The following is a 17,908-nucleotide window of genomic DNA, read 5'->3' on the forward strand; positions in this document are numbered from 1 at the left end:
GAGCATTTATATGAAGGTTCAGGTAAACGACCAAAACAAAATATCTCCTAATCTGGTTTTTTTCCTGATCCATGCTGTCCAAGTTGGGGTGGGAATCCTCGGGTTTCAGCGTTATATTGCTGAGAAAGCCGGATACGATGCATGGATATCTGTCCTTTTGGCTGGAATAGGAGGAAGTATCATTATAAAGATTATGTATTCGATGCTGTTAAAAGAGGAAGGGGATCTTATTGAAATCCACCGGACAGCGTTTGGGAATACAATAGGGAATATTCTTAGTGTTCTTTTTCTGATTTATTATTTTATGATGGCTTTAGCTGTACTCAGAACTTATATTGAAGTTGTTCAAGTGTGGATGTTCCCTCAGCTCAGTATCTTTCCATATGCCTTTGCGTTTCTGGGCTTAGTATACTATATCGTTGCTGGCGGGATTAGGACGGTTACCGGTATTGCTTTCATGGGTGTCGTTTTTCCTTTATACCTTATCCTGACAATTGTTTTTCCGTTACGTTATGCTGACTTTGGAGATCTTCTTCCTATCTTTTCGCATGCGCCGATCGACATTTTGGCAGGAGTTAAAAGTACGACATTGAGTTACCTTGGCTTCACGACGTTGCTAATGTATTTTCCATTTATAAATGATAAGAGAAAGTCCCATATCTGGGCACAGCTTGGCTTTCAGTTCACTACTATACTTTATTTGCTCGTTGCGGTCGTTACCTTTGCATTTTTTAGCAAAGAGCAGCTTGCGACAACTATATGGCCAACACTTACTATGTTTAAAATAGTGGAGATGCCTTTTGTAGAAAGATTTGAATATATCGGTATTTCCTCGTGGGCACTGATTATTCTCCCGAATGTGTGCATATCAGTCTGGGCTTTCAGCAGGGGGCTTAAAAGGGTGTTTCATATGCAACAGTATACGGGGTTAAAAATTAGCATCATTGCTCTATTTATCCTTATGCTCCCCTTCAAGGACCGCCAGGCCATCGATCAATTGAACAATTATGTTTCAACAATTGGGTTTTATGTATTATATGCGTATATTCCCTGTCTGGCTGTCGTCTATCATGTTGTTCGGAAAGTGAGGGACAAGCATGAAGCGTAAATGGTTAATCCCCATAGTAATTTTATTGTTGTTTTTAAGCGGGTGCGGCAATGAAGTTGAAATAATCGATGATATTAGCCTGGTAACAGTGGTTGGATATGATAAAGGAGAAGATGGGAAATTGATCGGAACTGTGTCGATTCCGATTTATAATCCTGACTTTTCCATTAATACAGAACAATATACTTCACAGGCACATCTTATAAACGAAAATCGAGATAAGCTTAATGCCCAATCCTCTAAGCCGCTTGTAAGTGGAAAGCTGCTCGTCGCACTTTACAGTAAGGAACTTGCAAGAGAGGGTCTCGCCGATCTTCTGGATAATCTGAGAAGAGATCCGAGCATCGCAGCCAACGTATATCTTGCTATTGTCGATGGAAATGTTAAAGAGTTAATGGACAAGCAATACAGCAATGTGGACCTTGGCATTTTCCTTTCGAGATTAATCGAACAAAACATCAAAACAGAATCCCTGCCAAAAACAAACCTTCATTTGTTTCTAAATGACTATCTTGAAGAAGGGAAAGACCCGTTCTTGCCGATCATAAAAAAAAGGAAGGATACGGTTGAAATAACACAACTCGGACTTTTTAAAGGTGATAATTATGTAGAAGCTATTAATTATAAGGCAGGTTTTATGTTTAAGGGGTTATCAGGAAATTTTAAAAATGCTTCTTATACGTTAAAGTTTAAAAAAGATGCTTATGTTTTTATCCAAAATCTAAAATCAAAAAGAAAAGTGGAAGTCAAACACCCTGATGGCCGTCCTCAAATTACGGTAAACTTGAATTTGAATGGGATTATAAAAGAATATAACCGAACAAAGGTCACCGGAAAAAATATTGTAACAGACATCGAAAAAAAGATGGAGAAAGAGATACAGGTTAAAGCAGAAGAATTAATAAGAAGATGCCAGGAGTTAGGGGTGGACTCGTTCGGCATTGGGGAAAAAGTGCGACAACATTCTAGAAGCTGGACGAAAGAAGAGTGGCAGACGATCTATCCCGAGCTTGATATCAAAGTTTCTGTTAAAGTAGACATCCAGGAATCAGGGGTAACGAAGTAAGGCTTATCATATATCGATAAGCCTTACTTAATAAACCGGATCGTTAACGGATATCGGTAACTTTCCCCGTTATTCGCTTTAACAGATGCCATGATCACAAGAACGATTTCCAGAACGGCTACAACAGCAAGCAGCAGGAAACCAACAATAATAAATACTAATATACCGGATACAATTCCGTAGATCATCATGCTGATCTGAAAATTAAGCGATTCCTTTCCCTGCTCATCTACAAAAGGCATTGTTTCTTTTTTCATCAGCCAGATGATCAAAGGACCCAGAATGTTTCCGAACGGGATTAAAAAGCCAGCAAAAGCCGTTAGATGAGAAAGCATCCCCCATGTCTTTTCTTCCTGGGTTAGATTGCTTTGTTCCACTTCCATCAGTCTTCCTCCTTTCATTATCATTACTTTCATTTTACATGTTATGAGTGCTGTCAGTCGTTATATTCTTATCTTAAGAAACTTTAACGCCAGGCATAAATACTTTTCCTCTTACACAAATTAGAAATATATCATGAAAAGGGGAATAAAAATATGCTTGAAACAAACACATTTAAGAATGAATTGGAAAAGGCGAAAATTCTTTTTACAAAGGCGAAAGCGGATTCCGCATATATGAAAGAATTTCAACAGGCGATTGCAAATGTCCAAACAAAGATGGATACAGCCGAAGGGGCAGTCAAGAATAGAATCAACGCTGCTAGTTCGGAGCTTCAAAAAGAGTTCAAGGAAATCAAGGCAGATTACGAGTCACTGATCGATGAATTTGAGCATTACCCTGAATAGATTTCCTTAAGGACAAGCGATAAGAGCTTGTTCTTTCTTTACAAATACAAAAAGAAAATCAATAAAAATGGAGAACCATCCTTAGATAAGTCCTCCAATATCGTACCTTATTTACTTATATACAACATCTATGAATGGGTGTTATGCGAAATGGTGTAGGATCCTCGTTCTGTTTTTAATTGGATGCTCGTTTCATCAAGGTGCATCTGGCTTACTTCTTCCAGGGGAATCTCAAAACGGGAAAAAGGCAAAGGCTCGGCTGATTGGTCTGAAATGACTTTTCCTTCTCCTTTTAACTGAAGTAACATCTCTGATGTGTAGTCATCTATCGTTTGATCCCGTTCTTGAAATGAAAAATCCTCAAGTTTCATAATGGTTTTGTCTTTATCATCCATTTCTTCTTTTTGGATGATTACGTTATCGCCTTTCCACTCATTAAGCAAGTGTTCCAGTTCTTGTTGGGAAAATTTATTATCGCTCATTATTATTCACCTCATTGTTAAATTCCCCAACAAAGCGAATTTTAAAACAGAAACTTTTTGAGACTATGCTTCCACCAGGAGCCTCGAAAGTTTTGCTTTTATTGAAAGTTTCATGGAGGGAATGTCAGAGCTGTTATATTTTTCGATCAGATCATCAATACGCTTAAAATAAAGGTTACTGATCCACTCCACATAGGTTTTATAGGAAGCGCTGCGCAGAAACATTTCGAGCATATTCTCATCCGGACCAAAATAATACGTTAAATCATCAAAGAAAGTAGTAAATCGACTGAACGATAGCCTGGTAAAGTTTGAGTCGAGTTCAAATCTAAACTTATTTAATGGATCAGGAACAAGTCTTATGGCAAAAAGATCATCATTATCAAACATTTCTTTAGGAGTAGGCAGCAAAAGATAAGGGTTATCCAGGTCGTTAAACCCGATAAAGAAATCCTCTGTATCTTCATAGCAATTAGGCAAGCGCATCATAGTAGACTCTACAATAAGGCTGTAGACTGAATCGTTCATATTCTTACCTCCCTCTTAATCTATCTTTATGATGTCCAAACTAGCAATATACTATACTTGTTTTTAAAATTTTCCGAAAACATCTACTGTATATATTGGACTATTTCTTCCAAAAATCCTTCTAAAATCACAATAATCTTGTTAAAACAAGAAGTTTCTTAATAAATGGAAATAAATCCGTGTTTGGCAAACGTGATTAAATGGAATATACACAATGAAAGAATTGATTCGGACAAGGAGGAATGTGTAAATGGCAATGGAACATAAGCCAAAAGTAGAAGCGCAGGTCAAATCGGAAATGCCTGTCATGGAAAAAAAGGATGGGGTGGAGATAAGTAACCCATATGAAATTGTTCAGAAACTGATGGAAGAGGCAACTGACACACTTGGTTTGCCGGACTCCTTCTATCAGATATTAAAAAAGCCAAAACGAGTTTTAAAAACTTCTATCCCTGTGCGGATGGATAATGGAGAAGTAAAGGAATTTGAAGGGATGAGATCTCAGCATATTGATGTTCTAGGCCCAACAAAGGGCGGTGTTCGGTTTCACCCTGATGTAAATGAAGATGAAGTGAAAGCTCTGTCCATATGGATGTCCTTAAAAGCGGCAATTTTAGGCATTCCGTATGGAGGCGGTAAAGGGGGCATCATCGTTAACCCTAAAGAATTATCTGAACGTGAACTCGAGGAGTTAAGTCGTGGTTTTATTCGTGAGCTTGAACCTATTATAGGACCTGAAAAAGACATTCCTGCACCGGATGTCAATACTACTCCGGAGATCATGGGCTGGATGCTTGATGAATTTTCTCGGCTCAAAGGGAAGAATGTTCCCGGGATGATTACTGGAAAACCTATTATTTTAGGCGGATCCCAGGGAAGAGTAGAAGCGACCGGAAGAGGAGTTGTCTTTACAATCGCGGATGCAGCAAAGCGGCTTGGAATGGAGTTAGAAGGAATGACAGCAGTAATCCAGGGGTTCGGAAACGTTGGTTCTATAACTGCAAAACTTCTCTCAGAACGCGGTGTGAAAGTGATGGGCATTACTGATGCAGGCGGCGGTGTATATAACGAAGACGGTCTTGATATCGACCAATTGATGGACTATGTAAAAAAAGAAGGAACAGTAGCAGGCTTTAATAATTATGATGGCCTTTCAAATGAAGAGCTCTTCTCAGCTGATTGCGATATTCTTGTACCTGCAGCACTGGAGAACCAGATCACTTCTATGACAGGACCAACAATTAAAGCAAAAATCGTTGCTGAAGCAGCGAACGGTCCGACAACACCGGAAGGCAACGAAGCGATGGAAGAAAACGGAGTATTCATCATTCCTGATATTTTATGTAACGCAGGTGGTGTAACTGTTTCCTACTTTGAATGGGTGCAAAACACCATGCATTATTTTTGGACCGAGCAGGAAGTAAACGAGCGACTATTTACCAAAATGACTAATGCATTCGATGATGTTTACCGAATGAAACAGGAAAAGAAAGTACACATGCGTGATGCTGCATACCTTGTAGGTGTTGGGCGACTGGCAAACGCAATGAGAGCAAGAGGCTGGATTAAAGATTGGTCCATGCCGATCGACTGCAATGCATAGTATAAAAAGGAGCATCCTCAGCCGGGGATGTTCTTCCTGTTTTTACATAGATAAATCAATCCCGGGAGTTCTCGACAAAAAAAATTAGGCAAACTACTTGAAAGTCAGAAAAGGTCAAAGTATAATAAGGTTACAAGGTCAAAGTTAGTCAAAGTCAAACGAAACATTTTGACCTTTTAAACCTTACACATTTTCTTTTTCAAATAACGTGTTTAAACAGTTGATAAATAAAAGATATATAAATTCATAGGGAGGAAACACCATATGAGATGTGAAAACTGTAAAGTAAATCCGGCGAATGTACAGATGAACATTCAAATCAACGGGAACAAAAAGCAGTTACACTTATGCCAGAGCTGTTATTCAACAGTGCGAAACGAGATGAAGACTCCTTCATCACACAATCCTTTTGATGATTTCTTTAAAGGGTTCATGCAAGCCCCGAACCAGGATAACGGATTTTCAAGCCACCATGCCGAACCCAAAACCCAACATGGAGGCCAGGGAGGCGGAGGCTTACTTGACCAGTTAGGGAAAAACTTAAGCCATGCTGCCAAAGCTGGATTGATCGACCCTGTTATCGGTCGTGAACAAGAAGTAGAAAGAGTAATAGAAACGTTAAACCGTAGAAATAAAAATAATCCAGTGTTGATCGGTGAGCCTGGAGTAGGGAAAACCGCTATCGCAGAAGGACTTGCGCTTCGTATCGCGGAAGGTAATGCACCATCAAAGCTTCTGAACAAGGAAATTTATTTGCTTGATGTCGCTTCATTAGTATCTAACACAGGAATCCGCGGTCAGTTCGAAGAGCGTATGAAACAACTGATCGGCGAATTGCAGCAGCGAAAAAATGTTATTCTTTTCGTTGACGAAATCCATCTTCTTGTCGGTGCAGGATCTGCAGAAGGATCGATGGATGCAGGGAATATCCTTAAGCCCGCGCTTGCAAGAGGCGAGCTGCAGCTTATTGGTGCGACGACTCTGAAAGAATACCGGAAAATTGAAAAAGACGCGGCTTTAGAACGCCGGTTCCAACCTGTTATGGTCAATGAGCCTACCGTTGAAGAAGCCATTGAGATTCTTAAAGGCTTAAAATCTAAATATGAAGATTATCATGATGTAAACTATAGTGATGATGCAATCCGTGCCTGCGTTTCACTTTCAAACCGTTACATTCAAGACCGCTTCTTGCCCGACAAAGCGATTGACTTGATGGATGAAGCTGGATCAAAAGTGAACTTAATGAATACCGGCCGGAACCATGACGATATCCAAAAGCGCCTGGAAGAAATCGCGGCTGAAAAGAAAAGAGCGACTGAAGCAGAAGACTATGAAAGAGCCGCAAAGCTCCGGGACGAAGAAGCTGAACTTGAAAAGCAACTCGAAACAGCTGTTAACAGTGAGCAAAAAGAGGCAACTGTTGACCTGGAGATGATTCAATTGATCATCGAAAGGAAAACCGGCATTCCGGTCCGCAAGCTGCAGGAGGACGAACAAGCAAAAATGAAAAATCTTGCAGAGCGTCTTAACGAAAATGTTATCGGTCAAACAGCGGCCGTAGAAAAAGTGGCAAAAGCGATCCGCAGAAGCCGTGCCGGCTTGAAACGAAAAAATCGCCCGATCGGAACATTCCTGTTTGTTGGTCCTACAGGTGTAGGTAAAACAGAATTGTCCAAAACGCTGGCTAAAGAACTCTTCGGAGATAAGGAAGCCATGGTTCGCCTCGACATGAGTGAGTACATGGAGAAGCATTCCGTGTCTAAGTTGATCGGTTCACCTCCAGGATATGTGGGCCATGAAGAGGCTGGGCAATTAACAGAACGAGTGCGCAGAAAGCCATACAGCATCATTCTGCTCGATGAGATCGAGAAAGCCCACCCTGATGTCCAGAACATGTTCTTGCAAATTCTTGAGGACGGACGTCTGACTGACAGCCAGGGGCGTACTGTAAGCTTTAAAGACACTGTTATCATCATGACAAGCAATGCTGGAACATCAGAAAGAAAAGTGACTGTAGGTTTTGATGCGGTTGAAAACTATACAAACGTAATGGAATCACTATCAGGCTATTTCCGGCCAGAATTCCTGAACCGCTTTGACGGCATCATTCCATTTGAAGAGTTGACCAAAGAGAACCTTGTCCAAATTGTTGACCTGATGCTTGCTGAACTTAAAGAAAACATCAATGAACAGGGAATGGATATTGATGTGACAGAAGAGGCAAAAGCAAAACTAGCAGAACTGGGATACAATCCTCAATTCGGCGCAAGACCACTCCGCCGCGTGATTGAAGAATACGTTGAAGACGGAATCGCCGACTTAGTAATGGAAGAAGGAAACGTTACAGAAGTTGAAGTTGCCGTTCAAGATGGCGACATCATTGTCAAAAAAGGATGAGTAGAGTAGGACCTTTCCGATTTTATGGAAAGGTTCTTTTTTTGCTGTATAGGAAAGCTTACTTTATTAGCATAGAAGAGTGTTGGACGTCGTTTAAAAGTTTACGATTAGATAAAGGAAACTACGCCTCCAGCTTCTCCTGTAGGATTGTAATGCCAGGGGGATCCGGGGTTTGAAATTATAGGGCATTGAATCCGCTATTTTTAAAAAAACACTACTTTTAGAATAAATGAGGTCATCTGTTCCGCTATTTGCTCAAAATCGAATAAAAATAGGCGTTTTGGCTGTGAATAACGGAACAGATGACCTATAATTTTTTAAAAATGCCCATTTTTCACAAATAACGGACCTGATGACCTCTAATAATGATGGAATCAGGAAGCTGACACACAAGTCAGCTCCCTGATACTTTGCGCCGCGAAAGGCTAACCGTCCGAACTGCGGAAAGCGTGCATCCTGAATAGGAAACCAACCACTCCTCTGTTTAAATAGCAACAAAATTCACAAACACAGATTCTGGATGTTAGCCACTCTCTTGTTTGGTGAAACTTTTTTATATTTTAAAAGGAAACGCTTTAAAAACTTCGAATTAATATACAGTAATTAATTGGAATTTCACATTAATAATTACTAACAAGAAGGACGGAAGGAAATGAAACATAACATGTCTATTATTAATGAGGAAAATATTCTCTGGTCCATTTTAGAAGGTACTGCCTACGCGATTTTAATCTTTGATAACGAAAATAAAATTATAGAGGTCAATAGATCGTTTGAAAAAATGTTCGGATGGAAAAAAGAAGAGCTTGTTGGACAAAAAGCAAAAATGGAATCTTTTATTCCTGATCAATGGGAAGACCAGGCAAAAGAGGTACTCGAAAATGTATTGAATGGGAAAGAAATTTATTCTTTCGAAACACAGCGTTATAAAAAAGATGGGAGTATCCTTGATGTCTCCTGTACATTTACTCCGATACTTGATGAGAACGGAATGATCGTAGGGGGAACGACGACCCATCGGGATATTACAGAAAAGAAATCGGCAGAACGTGCTTTAAAAGAGAGTGAGGAAAGATATAGAAGCCTTGTAGAGACATCACCAGATGTGATCGCTGTTCATTCAAAAGGAAAGTTTATGTATATGAACCCTGCTGGGCTAAAACTGCTCGGATTTAAAAGGGCGGAAGATATTTCTGGTGTTTCTATTACTGACTATATTCATCCTGAAGATCGGCCGCTTGTACGAGAAAGAATTGCCAAAATGATGGAAACAAGCGATCAGCTGGAATCGATTGAACTGAAAGTTGTTCTTCCTAAGAATAAGGTTATTAACAGCTCCGTTTCTGCTTCTCCTATTTGCTATAGAGGCCAATCCGCAATTCAGGTTATTATGAGAGATGTAACAGAAAGGGTAAGGATGCGAGAACAGCTTCAGTTAATCTTAAGGTCTGCAGGGGATGGAATCTATGGCGTTAACCAATCCGGGGAAATAACTTTTATCAATCAGTCAGCGGCAGAAATGATCGGCATTTCAGAAAAAGCTGCTATCGGAATGCGGATGTGTGAACTGTTAACAAACCAGGATGAAGCACTAATAAAAATAGAAGATGATCCGATTTACAGATCTCTGGTTAACGGCGATGCGGTGGAAGTTTCTAATCAGTACATCAGAAGGCAGGACGGCACCAGTTTTATCGTGGATTATATTTGTACACCTATAAAAGAAAACGGTATCATTACCGGGGCGGTTGTTTCCTTCAGGGATGTTACCGAAAGAAATAATACCGAGGAGCTGTTAAGGAAGTCTGATAAGTTGTCGGTGGTCGGACAGCTTGCTGCAGGTGTTGCCCACGAAATTAGAAATCCGTTAACTTCGTTGAAGGGGTTTTTGCAACTGCTGCAAAAGGATGCAAAGGATGAAACGGAGACCTATTACAATGTTATGCTATCAGAGTTAAAACGAATTGAATCGATCATTGGAGAGCTGTTGGTCCTGGCAAAGCCTCAGGCTGCAAAATACGACCGGGTTAACATCCTTTCTATTTTAAATCATGTTATCACTTTACTGACAAGCCAGGCTAACCTGAAAAATATCGAAATAATTCAAACATACCGGTTATCCCAACCGATTATTGAAGCAGAGGAAAACCATCTAAAGCAAGTCTTGATCAATATCTTGAAAAATGCAGTCGAAGCGATGGAAAACCAAAATCATGGGAAAATTTTCGTTTCAGCCGAAACAAACGAACAGCAAAACGAGTTAAAGATAGAAATTAAAGATGAAGGGCCCGGAATAGCAGAGGATAGAATCAGCAAACTTGGAGAGCCATTTTACAGTACAAAAGAAAAAGGAACAGGGCTCGGCCTAATGATATGTTCTAAAATTATAAAAGACCATGGAGGAAAACTTAGTATCAAAAGTGAACTCGAGAAAGGGACAACCATTTCGATCGTTCTCCCAATAAAACAATCCATCCAATAGCCTTTCAGCGGATAGAGCAGAAGGATTGGTTTACTTTCTTAAATGGGCTAAACTAGGTTCAAGAAGTCTACACAAAAAAATAATAGACGCCAAACAGATGAGGAGAGAATATTGTGATCGAACACATGGTTATGTTTAAGTTTAAGGAACAAACAACAAAAGAACAAAAAGAAGAAGGAATGAACAGGTTAAAAGCACTTGCCAAAGTGATACCTGGAATCGTTGACCTGCAAACGAACCATAATTTTTCGGACCGCAGTAAAGGCTACGGTGTGGGTTTAACAGTCAGGTTTGAATCAAGGGATTCCCTGGAAACATATGGCCCGCACCCTGAGCACCAAAAAGTGGTTACTTATTTAAAAGAAGTAGGTCTTGAAGATACGATTGTTGTCGATTTTGAAATTCAAGAATAAGAATGGAGGTTAAGTATGAAGGCAATTACACATGCAGGACAGGAAGGGATAGAAGGATTAAGTTACAGTGAGATGCCTGAAAACACTACCGGTGCAGGTGAAGTGAAAGTGAGACTAAAGGCTGCAGGCTTAAATCATCGTGATCTGTTCGTTTTACATAGGCATAAACCAGAGGACCCAGCTTTGATCATCGGATCGGACGGGGCGGGCATAATTGAAGCAGTTGGGGCAGGAGTGCACAATTTAAAAGAAGGCGATGAAGTAATCATTAATCCGGGACTTGGCTGGATCCATAATAGTGAGGCACCTCCTCAGGGTTTTGAAATTGTTGGATTTCCAGACCATGGGACTTTTGCAGAAAGCATTGTGTTGCCAGAGGAAAATGTGGAACCTAAGCCGCAGGCATTGTCGTGGGAGCAAGCAGGAGTGCTTGGGCTGGCTGGATTAACTGCCTATCGTGCGTTATTTACACGTGGAAAGCTCAAAAAAGGGCAGACCGTTTTGATACCTGGAATTGGCAGCGGGGTTGCCACATTCTTACTTCAATATGCAAAGGCAGCAGGAGCAAACGTGATCGTTACTTCTCGTTCGGAACAGAAACGGAACCATGCCCTTGAACTCGGAGCTGACCTGGCAATCGACAGTAATGGCGACTGGGGACAGGAAATTACTGATAAAGTTGATCTTGTCATTGATAGCGTTGGTGAAGCCACCTTCAATAAGTCGTTAGACCAGCTTCGTCCTGGAGGAACCATTGTTACCTTTGGAGCTTCTGCCGGAGATGAAGTAAAGATCGATATCCGCAAGTTTTTTTATGGGCAATTTAATATGCTGGGCTCAACGATGGGAAGTAAAGAAGAGTTCCAAGCGATGCTATCGTTTATCAAGGAACAAAACATTTTCCCGGTTATCGATCGCATGTTTTCATTAGACCAGGCGATAGATGCCTTTAAGCACCTTGACCGGGCAGAACAATTTGGAAAAGTAGGCTTCGTTATTCAGGAGTCATAATAATGAATTAAAATACACATTCCTTCTAAAACGGTCCAAAAAATAAATCTGAACTGATTCGAATTCTGAGTCATAGTTCAGATTTTTTTTGGCTAAATACTTTTGTCCAGCCGCTCTTTTTATTGTTTATCATAGAAAAGGGTATGAATAATCTAAAGTTGTACCATTTTAATAATGGAGGTGAATCCTATGAAAGAAAGGGAAAAAGAGTTTGACATCATCACAAACACTCCACTGAATCCAGAAATGACGATGAGAACAGACTTGAATTCTAAGAATGTCTTCGGAACCGAAGAATACTATCCAGGTGACTCGGTTGAACAGCATAAGTATATGGAAGAAAGTAATGAATATATCGCTGAAAAAGAAATAGCACAACAGCGAGAAAATTTATAAAGGAGTTAAAGTATGGAACCAAGAGAATTCCCTGTCGCACATTTGAAAAATGAAACTTTGCAAAAATTGCAAGCGTTAGAAAATGAACTTCGAGAACAGACAAACGAAGAAATTGTCTTGATCGCTTATCAAAATCAAAAAGATGGCCAGGACAATATCACCACAGGCTGAGGGGGAGTCCCCTCTTTTTTTTGCTAGATCATCAACGGCTCCTTTCCTCCCCCAAAAAAAATAAAGAAAATCACCATACATAGTCCTTCCTGAACTTTATCATCCTAAAAAGAATAGGAGGTGCTATAAATGAAAGAGACAAGAGGTAATGAAATGATGCCGGATTTCAAAGAGCTCAGTGACCGGCTGATAGCAGAAGTACCCAAGGGTCCCTTTTTAGAGATTAAAACAAACCTTGACCCAAAAAGTAATCTTGAAGAAAATCCGTATGCGAAAGAAAAAGAAGAGAAAGACGGCCAATAACAGCTAACCGGTTATTTTGATGAATAAAAGAAACGAGAGCAAAAAACGTCCAGGTTTTTTGCTCTCGTTCCTTCTAGTAATATGGATAGTAAGGATAAGGGTAAGGCCTAAAAAATGGCACGAGGCTCATTGAGCCGACAGCAGCAAGTGGAAACAGGTACGGCCTGAATCTACGGAACCTTCTATATCCGAATTGCCTTTCATCTCCGTCTCTCCCGACTTGTTCTTCGCCCACTTCTTCTGGAACTAGCAACGTCATGTTTCGTTCATCAACATCTGTAATTATTCCTTCATACTCCATACCATTTTGCATATGAGCCTTTATATGGTAATTTAGATATCTTTTGCAGAGAGTATGCATATCTCCGTTCATCATTTGAAAGGCACCCTTAACTAATTCCGGCTTTTTATCCATTATTCCCTGAACAGATTGAGGCCCTGTATTTCCGAACATAGCTCCTTGAACCATGTTATTATTCATCATTCCCATCACGCCGGACGGTGATTGATTCATGCTGTAAGGACTGACTAATTCATTGTTATTAGGCTGCATACTGTAAGGGTTAACCAGATTATAATTAAGATTCATTCAAGTTCCCTCCTTTACTATGATAGGATATTCACCCATGCCCACCCTGTGCTCTCCTTTTTAATAAATACGAATTGGATAAGCCCATTCTTATACATGTTTCTTTGTTTCCTTTTACCTGTAATGTGGTATTTCCATATATAGAAAGAAATACGAAAGGAAGTGTAAAAATGGCTGACATGAAAAGCCTCTGTGATGAATTTTCAACAATCTTAGGTGGAAAAGGTAAAGCAGAAAAAGGAGTATGTTCAGTAGAGGTTCCAAGAGATCTCGATGTGAAAGTGCAGGGGAAGAAGTTTAAAAGCGAAGTGAAAGGCGAAATTCATTTTGAGTCCTTAGATGAGGATGGAAAAGCTTTAAATATGGGTGAATTAGTTATTTTACAAGAAGAAGTACCCGCATTTATGAAGAAATTACTTGAACAGGAAGTAACGATCACGGCACTTCATAACCACTGGTTCTACTCTGAGCCCACTATCCTTTACATCCATTTTCAAACTGTCGAACCCCCGCTTGATTTTGCGAAAAAAGTAAAAGGTGCCATAGACACGTTAGGTTAATAAGCAAAGAGCAAAAATAACACAAAGGGGCCGTGCAAATTGCGGACCCTTTTTTCGTATAAAAATGATTGAATTTTTGTTAGAGGAAAGTGCTCGACGTCGTTTGGGGAAGATAGTGAAGAAAGGAGAGATAAATGTGGGTGCTAACCATAATGATTCAAGTCACAGTGCCAATAAGAAAGCGCTTAAAATAAGTTTTATTTTTATTACGGTATTTATGGTCGTTGAAATGGCCGGAGGATTTATTACTAACAGTTTGGCTTTGCTTTCTGATGCTTCTCATATGTTAAGCGACTCAGTTGCACTTGGGTTAAGTCTCCTGGCATTCAAGTTAGGTGAAAAACGCGCGGATCCCGCTAAAACTTTCGGGTATAAAAGATTTGAAATTTTAGCTGCTTTCTTTAATGGGGTGGCATTGCTTGGGATCTCCCTATATATTTTCTGGGAAGCCTATCACCGTTTTTTATCTCCGCCAGATGTTGCAAGTACGGGTATGCTGATCATCGCGATTATCGGGCTGCTGGTCAATCTGTTTGTTGCCTGGATTTTGCTGAAGGGCGATACATCCGAAAATATTAATTTGCGTAGTGCTTATTTGCATGTTCTTGGAGATATTTTAGGATCGATCGGCGCAATTGTTGCAGCGTTGCTGATCATGTTTTTGGGATGGAGCTATGCCGACCCGATTGCGAGTATCCTTGTGAGTGTACTTGTTTTGATCAGCGGCTGGAGAGTAACAAAAGATTCCGTGCATGTTTTGATGGAGGGCTCACCACCGAACGTAGAAGTGGATAAAATCCAGGTAGCGCTTGAAAAAATAAAGGGTGTCGTGAGTGTCCATGATATTCACGTTTGGACGATTACTTCTGGATTCCCTTCGTTAACGTGTCATCTCGTTGTGGAACCATCACAGGATCGAGATGAGATTTTAGAGAATGCAGTAGAGTTATTGGAACAGGAATTTGATGTCAATCATTCAACGATTCAGATGGAGGGAAAAGGTTCGAAGCTTGAATTAAGAAGACATTCACATTAAGTTTCTAGAAAAGGCTCTTTTCGCATTCCTTGTTTCTTTATAAGCTTCCCAGCAGCATTGATTTCCACTCCGGGCAGTTCGCTTTCCGCGGGCAAAGGAAATACACGTAGACTCCTCGAAAATAAACTTCACATTTTCTTCGTGCGATGTCTTGCTGCTGTATCCTTCGTTGTCCTGCGGGGCAGCGAAAACGACTGAGACCCCAAAGTGTAGAAAGGTGAAGGCGAAGAACGCCCAGGGACGTATGGATTGGACTGAGCCGTATGGAGATACAGAAAACACGACGAACGAAAGAGAGCCGATGTTGCCTTATCGCAAGGAGGTGAGGGAAATCCCCTGGTACTGTGAGCCGGAACCAGACAGGCGTTCTTTGCGAGTGAGGAGGCTCAGCGCGAGCCCGCGGAAAGTGTAGTGTATTTCCGCAGCGGTCATCCATCCGTTACGTCGCAGGTTTATCGCTTTTGCGCTAAACAAGTTTTTAGAAAACAGCCTTAGAAAAAGCATATTTAAGGATACAAGTTCCGTTACAACTGTAAAACATCCATGTTGGACCAAACTTCAGTAAATAACGGAACATGTTTTCTTTGAACTTATTTTTCTATTTTTTGGCACTTTTTATTGTTGATATTTTTTTACAGAAGACTTAAGATAAGTTCAAATGAACGTCAAATTTGAGGTGTATTATGGAAGATTTACAAATCGCTAGAAAGGATATGGCTTCCCTACTTCTTTCATTAAAAGAAAATGCGGGGGATTCACCAAATGAGATTCTCTACCGCATATGGAAGGAAATGTGTTTATATTCTGGCCATGAGAAGGGTGAATTTGAGTCGTTCGTATCAACGGTGCTACCGCCTGTTTTTTATAAATTACTAAAAGCTGATCGCAAAAACGTTGGCTTTTCTATCAATGAAGTCGTTTCGCTCGGAAACAAGCTGGCATTTACGAACCTTACTCCTACAGCAGTACAGAATTGGGTGAAACGAGATGTGAAAGAGCTGATCGGCTCCCCGCAGCGAGGAAAGAAATATGCAGTCGAACAGGCGGCTATTCTTTTGATTGTCGAAGATTTAAAAACAGTGCTCGATTTTGAGTCAATTCGAAGACTGCTTAAAATGTTATTTAACAATCCAGCGGACCGAACTGATGACTTAATGGATCCTATTGACTTTTATCTTGCGTATTCTACTATTTTTGAAAAGATTGATGAGTTGATGAAAATGTCAGGCGATAATCCGGATTATAGTTTTGAAAAACTACTGGAGAGAGAGGCTGCGTTTTATACGGCAGGCCTTCCTTATTTGAATACAAAGATGAAAAAGAACATTGACAATGCAATTGTAATTGCAATTTTAGCGGTACAAACTGCTTATTTCCAATCGCTCGCAAGAAATTATTCCAATACCGTTTCCTACACTCAACATCATTTTTCATAAAGTAGTATCATACATAGAACAGGCCCAAAAACGTTTATTTTGTACAAACCAGTGGAATGAAATTACCAAAGGATAAATTTGGTGGGAGGTTCGTTATGACTCGAAGATTAGTATCTTTCCTGTTACTCGTCCTGGTTTTAACGTTTGTAACGGCTTGTGGGAATTCCGATAATACGAGTGGAGAAACGCAAAACGAGAATATAGGAGAAAGTGAAGAAGAAGCAGTCAACAATGCAGAGGATGATAGAGACTATAATCAGAAAGTAGAAGTAGAGATGGCTGATCCTGAAGGGGAAAACATTGGCCGTGTTATTTTGAATGGAGAGGAAAGCGGCGGTGTCCAGTTTGAGGTGGATTTAGTTAATATCCCACAGGGAAAGCATAAGATGAGTATCGTTAAAAGTAATGTATGTGAAGCGCCGGAATTCAAGGCAGACGTAGAAGCGGACAATAAAGAGCTAGCCGCTGACATTCCCGAAGTTGAAGCTGGGGATAATAGAAAGGTAGTTACTGAATTTACCGTCGACAACTTAACTTTTGATGAAGAGGGAGAAGGAAAGACATTGCTAGAAGGCAATGCCAATTCATTAGTTTTATATGGAACTTCTGAACAAGATGGAGAAAGAATTGCCTGCGGTGTTATTGGAGGACAATAACATATTCTTTTTTGAGAGCCTGTCTGATCAGATAGGCTCTCTTTCTTATTAAGGAAAAGATGAAAAAGAGGAGAAGGATATTTCAAATCGAATTATATAAAAGACAAATGACGGAGGGCTACCAATGACCGAAAAAACTTTATTCGATTTTCTGATTTCTGAAGCAGAACGGCCTTTTTCCGGATGGGATTTTTCTTACATATCTAAAACGGGAAGAATGGCAGAGTCTCCGCTTGACTGGAGCTATACGAGTTTAATACTTCCAGAGTTAAGGAGAGCTGATTCAATGCTTGACATGGGGACAGGTGGCGGAGAGTTCCTCTCAATGTTTCTGCCTTTTCCTGCTAACACATATGCAACGGAAGCATACAAACCCAATGTTCCAATTGCTAAAAAAAGACTGGAGCCACTTGGAGTAAATGTTTCTGAAATTAGTGATGATGAAGAGCTTCCATACGAGGATGAAACTTTTGATCTTATTATCAACAGGCATGAAGCATATTCGGTCTCTGAATTGAAAAGGATTTTAAAATGCGGAGGAATGTTTATCACCCAGCAGGTTGGCGGAAAAAATGATATTTCGATCAATGCGTTGCTGGAAGCTCCTATTAACGGAGAGTTTTCCCATTGGGATCTGGCTTATGCTGTTAATGAAATGAAAGAAGCCGGATTTGAAATCCTGAAGGCACAAGAGCAATTTCCAAATACTCGGTATTATGATATTGGCGCACTCGTATATTATTTAAAAGCAATTCCATGGCAAGTAACTGATTTTACAATCGATCGCTACTTTAACCGTTTAAAATCAATCCATGAGTTGATTGAAAAAGATGGTTATCTCGACATACCATCCCACCGTTTTTTAATCATTGCTAAAAAATAA

20 protein-coding genes are annotated in these 17,908 nt (G+C 40.2%); 16 read left to right on the plus strand and 4 right to left on the minus strand.

Annotated elements, in window-relative coordinates:
* The first annotated feature begins 10 nt into the window (after positions 1-10).
* Positions 11-1,108, plus strand: coding sequence for a GerAB/ArcD/ProY family transporter (locus FCL54_RS06330; protein ID WP_138124361.1), 1,098 nt, complete (start codon positions 11-13; stop codon positions 1,106-1,108).
* Positions 1,098-2,174 (plus strand): Ger(x)C family spore germination protein, encoded by a 1,077-nt coding sequence (locus tag FCL54_RS06335; protein WP_138124364.1) that lies wholly within the window; start codon positions 1,098-1,100, stop codon positions 2,172-2,174. The genes FCL54_RS06330 and FCL54_RS06335 overlap by 11 nt, the downstream gene beginning before the upstream one ends.
* 23 nt (positions 2,175-2,197) lie before the next feature.
* Here the strand turns inward: FCL54_RS06335 and FCL54_RS06340 are convergent, their stop codons facing one another.
* A complete protein-coding gene (locus tag FCL54_RS06340) occupies positions 2,198-2,557 on the minus strand; it encodes a DUF4870 domain-containing protein (RefSeq protein WP_138124367.1) in 360 nt (119 codons plus the stop codon).
* A 153-nt stretch (positions 2,558-2,710) separates the two neighbouring features.
* Here FCL54_RS06340 and FCL54_RS06345 point away from each other — a divergent pair, with 153 nt between their 5' ends.
* Positions 2,711-2,962 (plus strand): hypothetical protein, encoded by a 252-nt coding sequence (locus tag FCL54_RS06345; protein WP_138124370.1) that lies wholly within the window; start codon positions 2,711-2,713, stop codon positions 2,960-2,962.
* A gap of 128 nt (positions 2,963-3,090) precedes the next feature.
* Here the strand turns inward: FCL54_RS06345 and ymzB are convergent, their stop codons facing one another.
* The gene (ymzB, locus tag FCL54_RS06350; RefSeq protein WP_138124373.1) at positions 3,091-3,444 is read right to left on the minus strand and encodes a protein YmzB; all 354 of its coding nucleotides are present in this window, start codon (positions 3,442-3,444) and stop codon (positions 3,091-3,093) included.
* Between the two features lie 63 nt (positions 3,445-3,507).
* A complete protein-coding gene (locus FCL54_RS06355) occupies positions 3,508-3,972 on the minus strand; it encodes a hypothetical protein (RefSeq protein WP_138124376.1) in 465 nt (154 codons plus the stop codon).
* A 307-nt stretch (positions 3,973-4,279) separates the two neighbouring features.
* On the opposite strand from FCL54_RS06355, the gene FCL54_RS06360 reads away from it, so the two are divergent.
* The 8 genes from FCL54_RS06360 to FCL54_RS23840 all read left to right on the plus strand — a co-directional run bounded on the left by FCL54_RS06360 (position 4,280) and on the right by FCL54_RS23840 (position 12,748).
* Positions 4,280-5,575: a Glu/Leu/Phe/Val family dehydrogenase gene (locus FCL54_RS06360; protein ID WP_246055167.1), complete on the plus strand. Its 1,296-nt coding sequence runs from the start codon at positions 4,280-4,282 to the stop codon at positions 5,573-5,575.
* Positions 5,576-5,839: 264 nt separating this feature from the next.
* The gene (locus tag FCL54_RS06365; RefSeq protein WP_138124379.1) at positions 5,840-7,972 is read left to right on the plus strand and encodes an ATP-dependent Clp protease ATP-binding subunit; all 2,133 of its coding nucleotides are present in this window, start codon (positions 5,840-5,842) and stop codon (positions 7,970-7,972) included.
* A gap of 652 nt (positions 7,973-8,624) precedes the next feature.
* Complete coding sequence (locus FCL54_RS06370) at positions 8,625-10,454, plus strand: PAS domain-containing sensor histidine kinase (RefSeq protein WP_138124382.1); 1,830 nt, start codon at positions 8,625-8,627, stop codon at positions 10,452-10,454.
* A 113-nt stretch (positions 10,455-10,567) separates the two neighbouring features.
* Positions 10,568-10,867, plus strand: coding sequence for a Dabb family protein (locus tag FCL54_RS06375; protein ID WP_138124385.1), 300 nt, complete (start codon positions 10,568-10,570; stop codon positions 10,865-10,867).
* 15 nt (positions 10,868-10,882) lie between these two features.
* Positions 10,883-11,878 carry a zinc-binding dehydrogenase gene (locus FCL54_RS06380; RefSeq protein WP_138124388.1) on the plus strand — a complete coding sequence of 332 codons (996 nt, stop codon included), beginning with the start codon at positions 10,883-10,885 and terminating at the stop codon, positions 11,876-11,878.
* Between the two features lie 189 nt (positions 11,879-12,067).
* Positions 12,068-12,274 carry a hypothetical protein gene (locus tag FCL54_RS06385; RefSeq protein ID WP_138124391.1) on the plus strand — a complete coding sequence of 69 codons (207 nt, stop codon included), beginning with the start codon at positions 12,068-12,070 and terminating at the stop codon, positions 12,272-12,274.
* A 12-nt stretch (positions 12,275-12,286) separates the two neighbouring features.
* On the plus strand, positions 12,287-12,445 hold the full coding sequence (locus tag FCL54_RS23835; protein ID WP_171016709.1) for a hypothetical protein: 159 nt from the start codon (positions 12,287-12,289) through the stop codon (positions 12,443-12,445).
* Between the two features lie 129 nt (positions 12,446-12,574).
* Positions 12,575-12,748 carry a hypothetical protein gene (locus tag FCL54_RS23840; protein ID WP_171016710.1) on the plus strand — a complete coding sequence of 58 codons (174 nt, stop codon included), beginning with the start codon at positions 12,575-12,577 and terminating at the stop codon, positions 12,746-12,748.
* A gap of 73 nt (positions 12,749-12,821) precedes the next feature.
* Here FCL54_RS23840 and FCL54_RS24255 read toward each other — a convergent pair whose 3' ends face one another.
* Positions 12,822-13,337, minus strand: a complete 516-nt coding sequence (locus FCL54_RS24255) for a hypothetical protein (protein WP_210238522.1) — start codon at positions 13,335-13,337, stop codon at positions 12,822-12,824.
* 170 nt (positions 13,338-13,507) lie between these two features.
* Between FCL54_RS24255 and FCL54_RS06395 the strand changes: the two genes are divergently transcribed.
* The 5 genes from FCL54_RS06395 to FCL54_RS06415 all read left to right on the plus strand — a co-directional run bounded on the left by FCL54_RS06395 (position 13,508) and on the right by FCL54_RS06415 (position 17,908).
* Positions 13,508-13,897, plus strand: coding sequence for a DUF1259 domain-containing protein (locus tag FCL54_RS06395; RefSeq protein WP_138124394.1), 390 nt, complete (start codon positions 13,508-13,510; stop codon positions 13,895-13,897).
* A gap of 136 nt (positions 13,898-14,033) precedes the next feature.
* Entirely contained in the window at positions 14,034-14,933 is a 900-nt protein-coding gene (locus FCL54_RS06400; RefSeq protein WP_138124397.1) for a cation diffusion facilitator family transporter, read from the plus strand.
* 683 nt (positions 14,934-15,616) lie between these two features.
* Positions 15,617-16,369: a DUF1836 domain-containing protein gene (locus FCL54_RS06405; protein ID WP_138124400.1), complete on the plus strand. Its 753-nt coding sequence runs from the start codon at positions 15,617-15,619 to the stop codon at positions 16,367-16,369.
* Positions 16,370-16,464: 95 nt separating this feature from the next.
* Positions 16,465-17,025 (plus strand): hypothetical protein, encoded by a 561-nt coding sequence (locus FCL54_RS06410; protein WP_171016711.1) that lies wholly within the window; start codon positions 16,465-16,467, stop codon positions 17,023-17,025.
* Positions 17,026-17,149: 124 nt separating this feature from the next.
* Entirely contained in the window at positions 17,150-17,908 is a 759-nt protein-coding gene (locus tag FCL54_RS06415) for a class I SAM-dependent methyltransferase (RefSeq protein ID WP_138124406.1), read from the plus strand.

Origin of the sequence: Exobacillus caeni (assembly GCF_005747095.1) — a bacterium.
GTDB classification, from domain to species: Bacteria; Bacillota; Bacilli; order Bacillales; family Guptibacillaceae; genus Exobacillus; species Exobacillus caeni.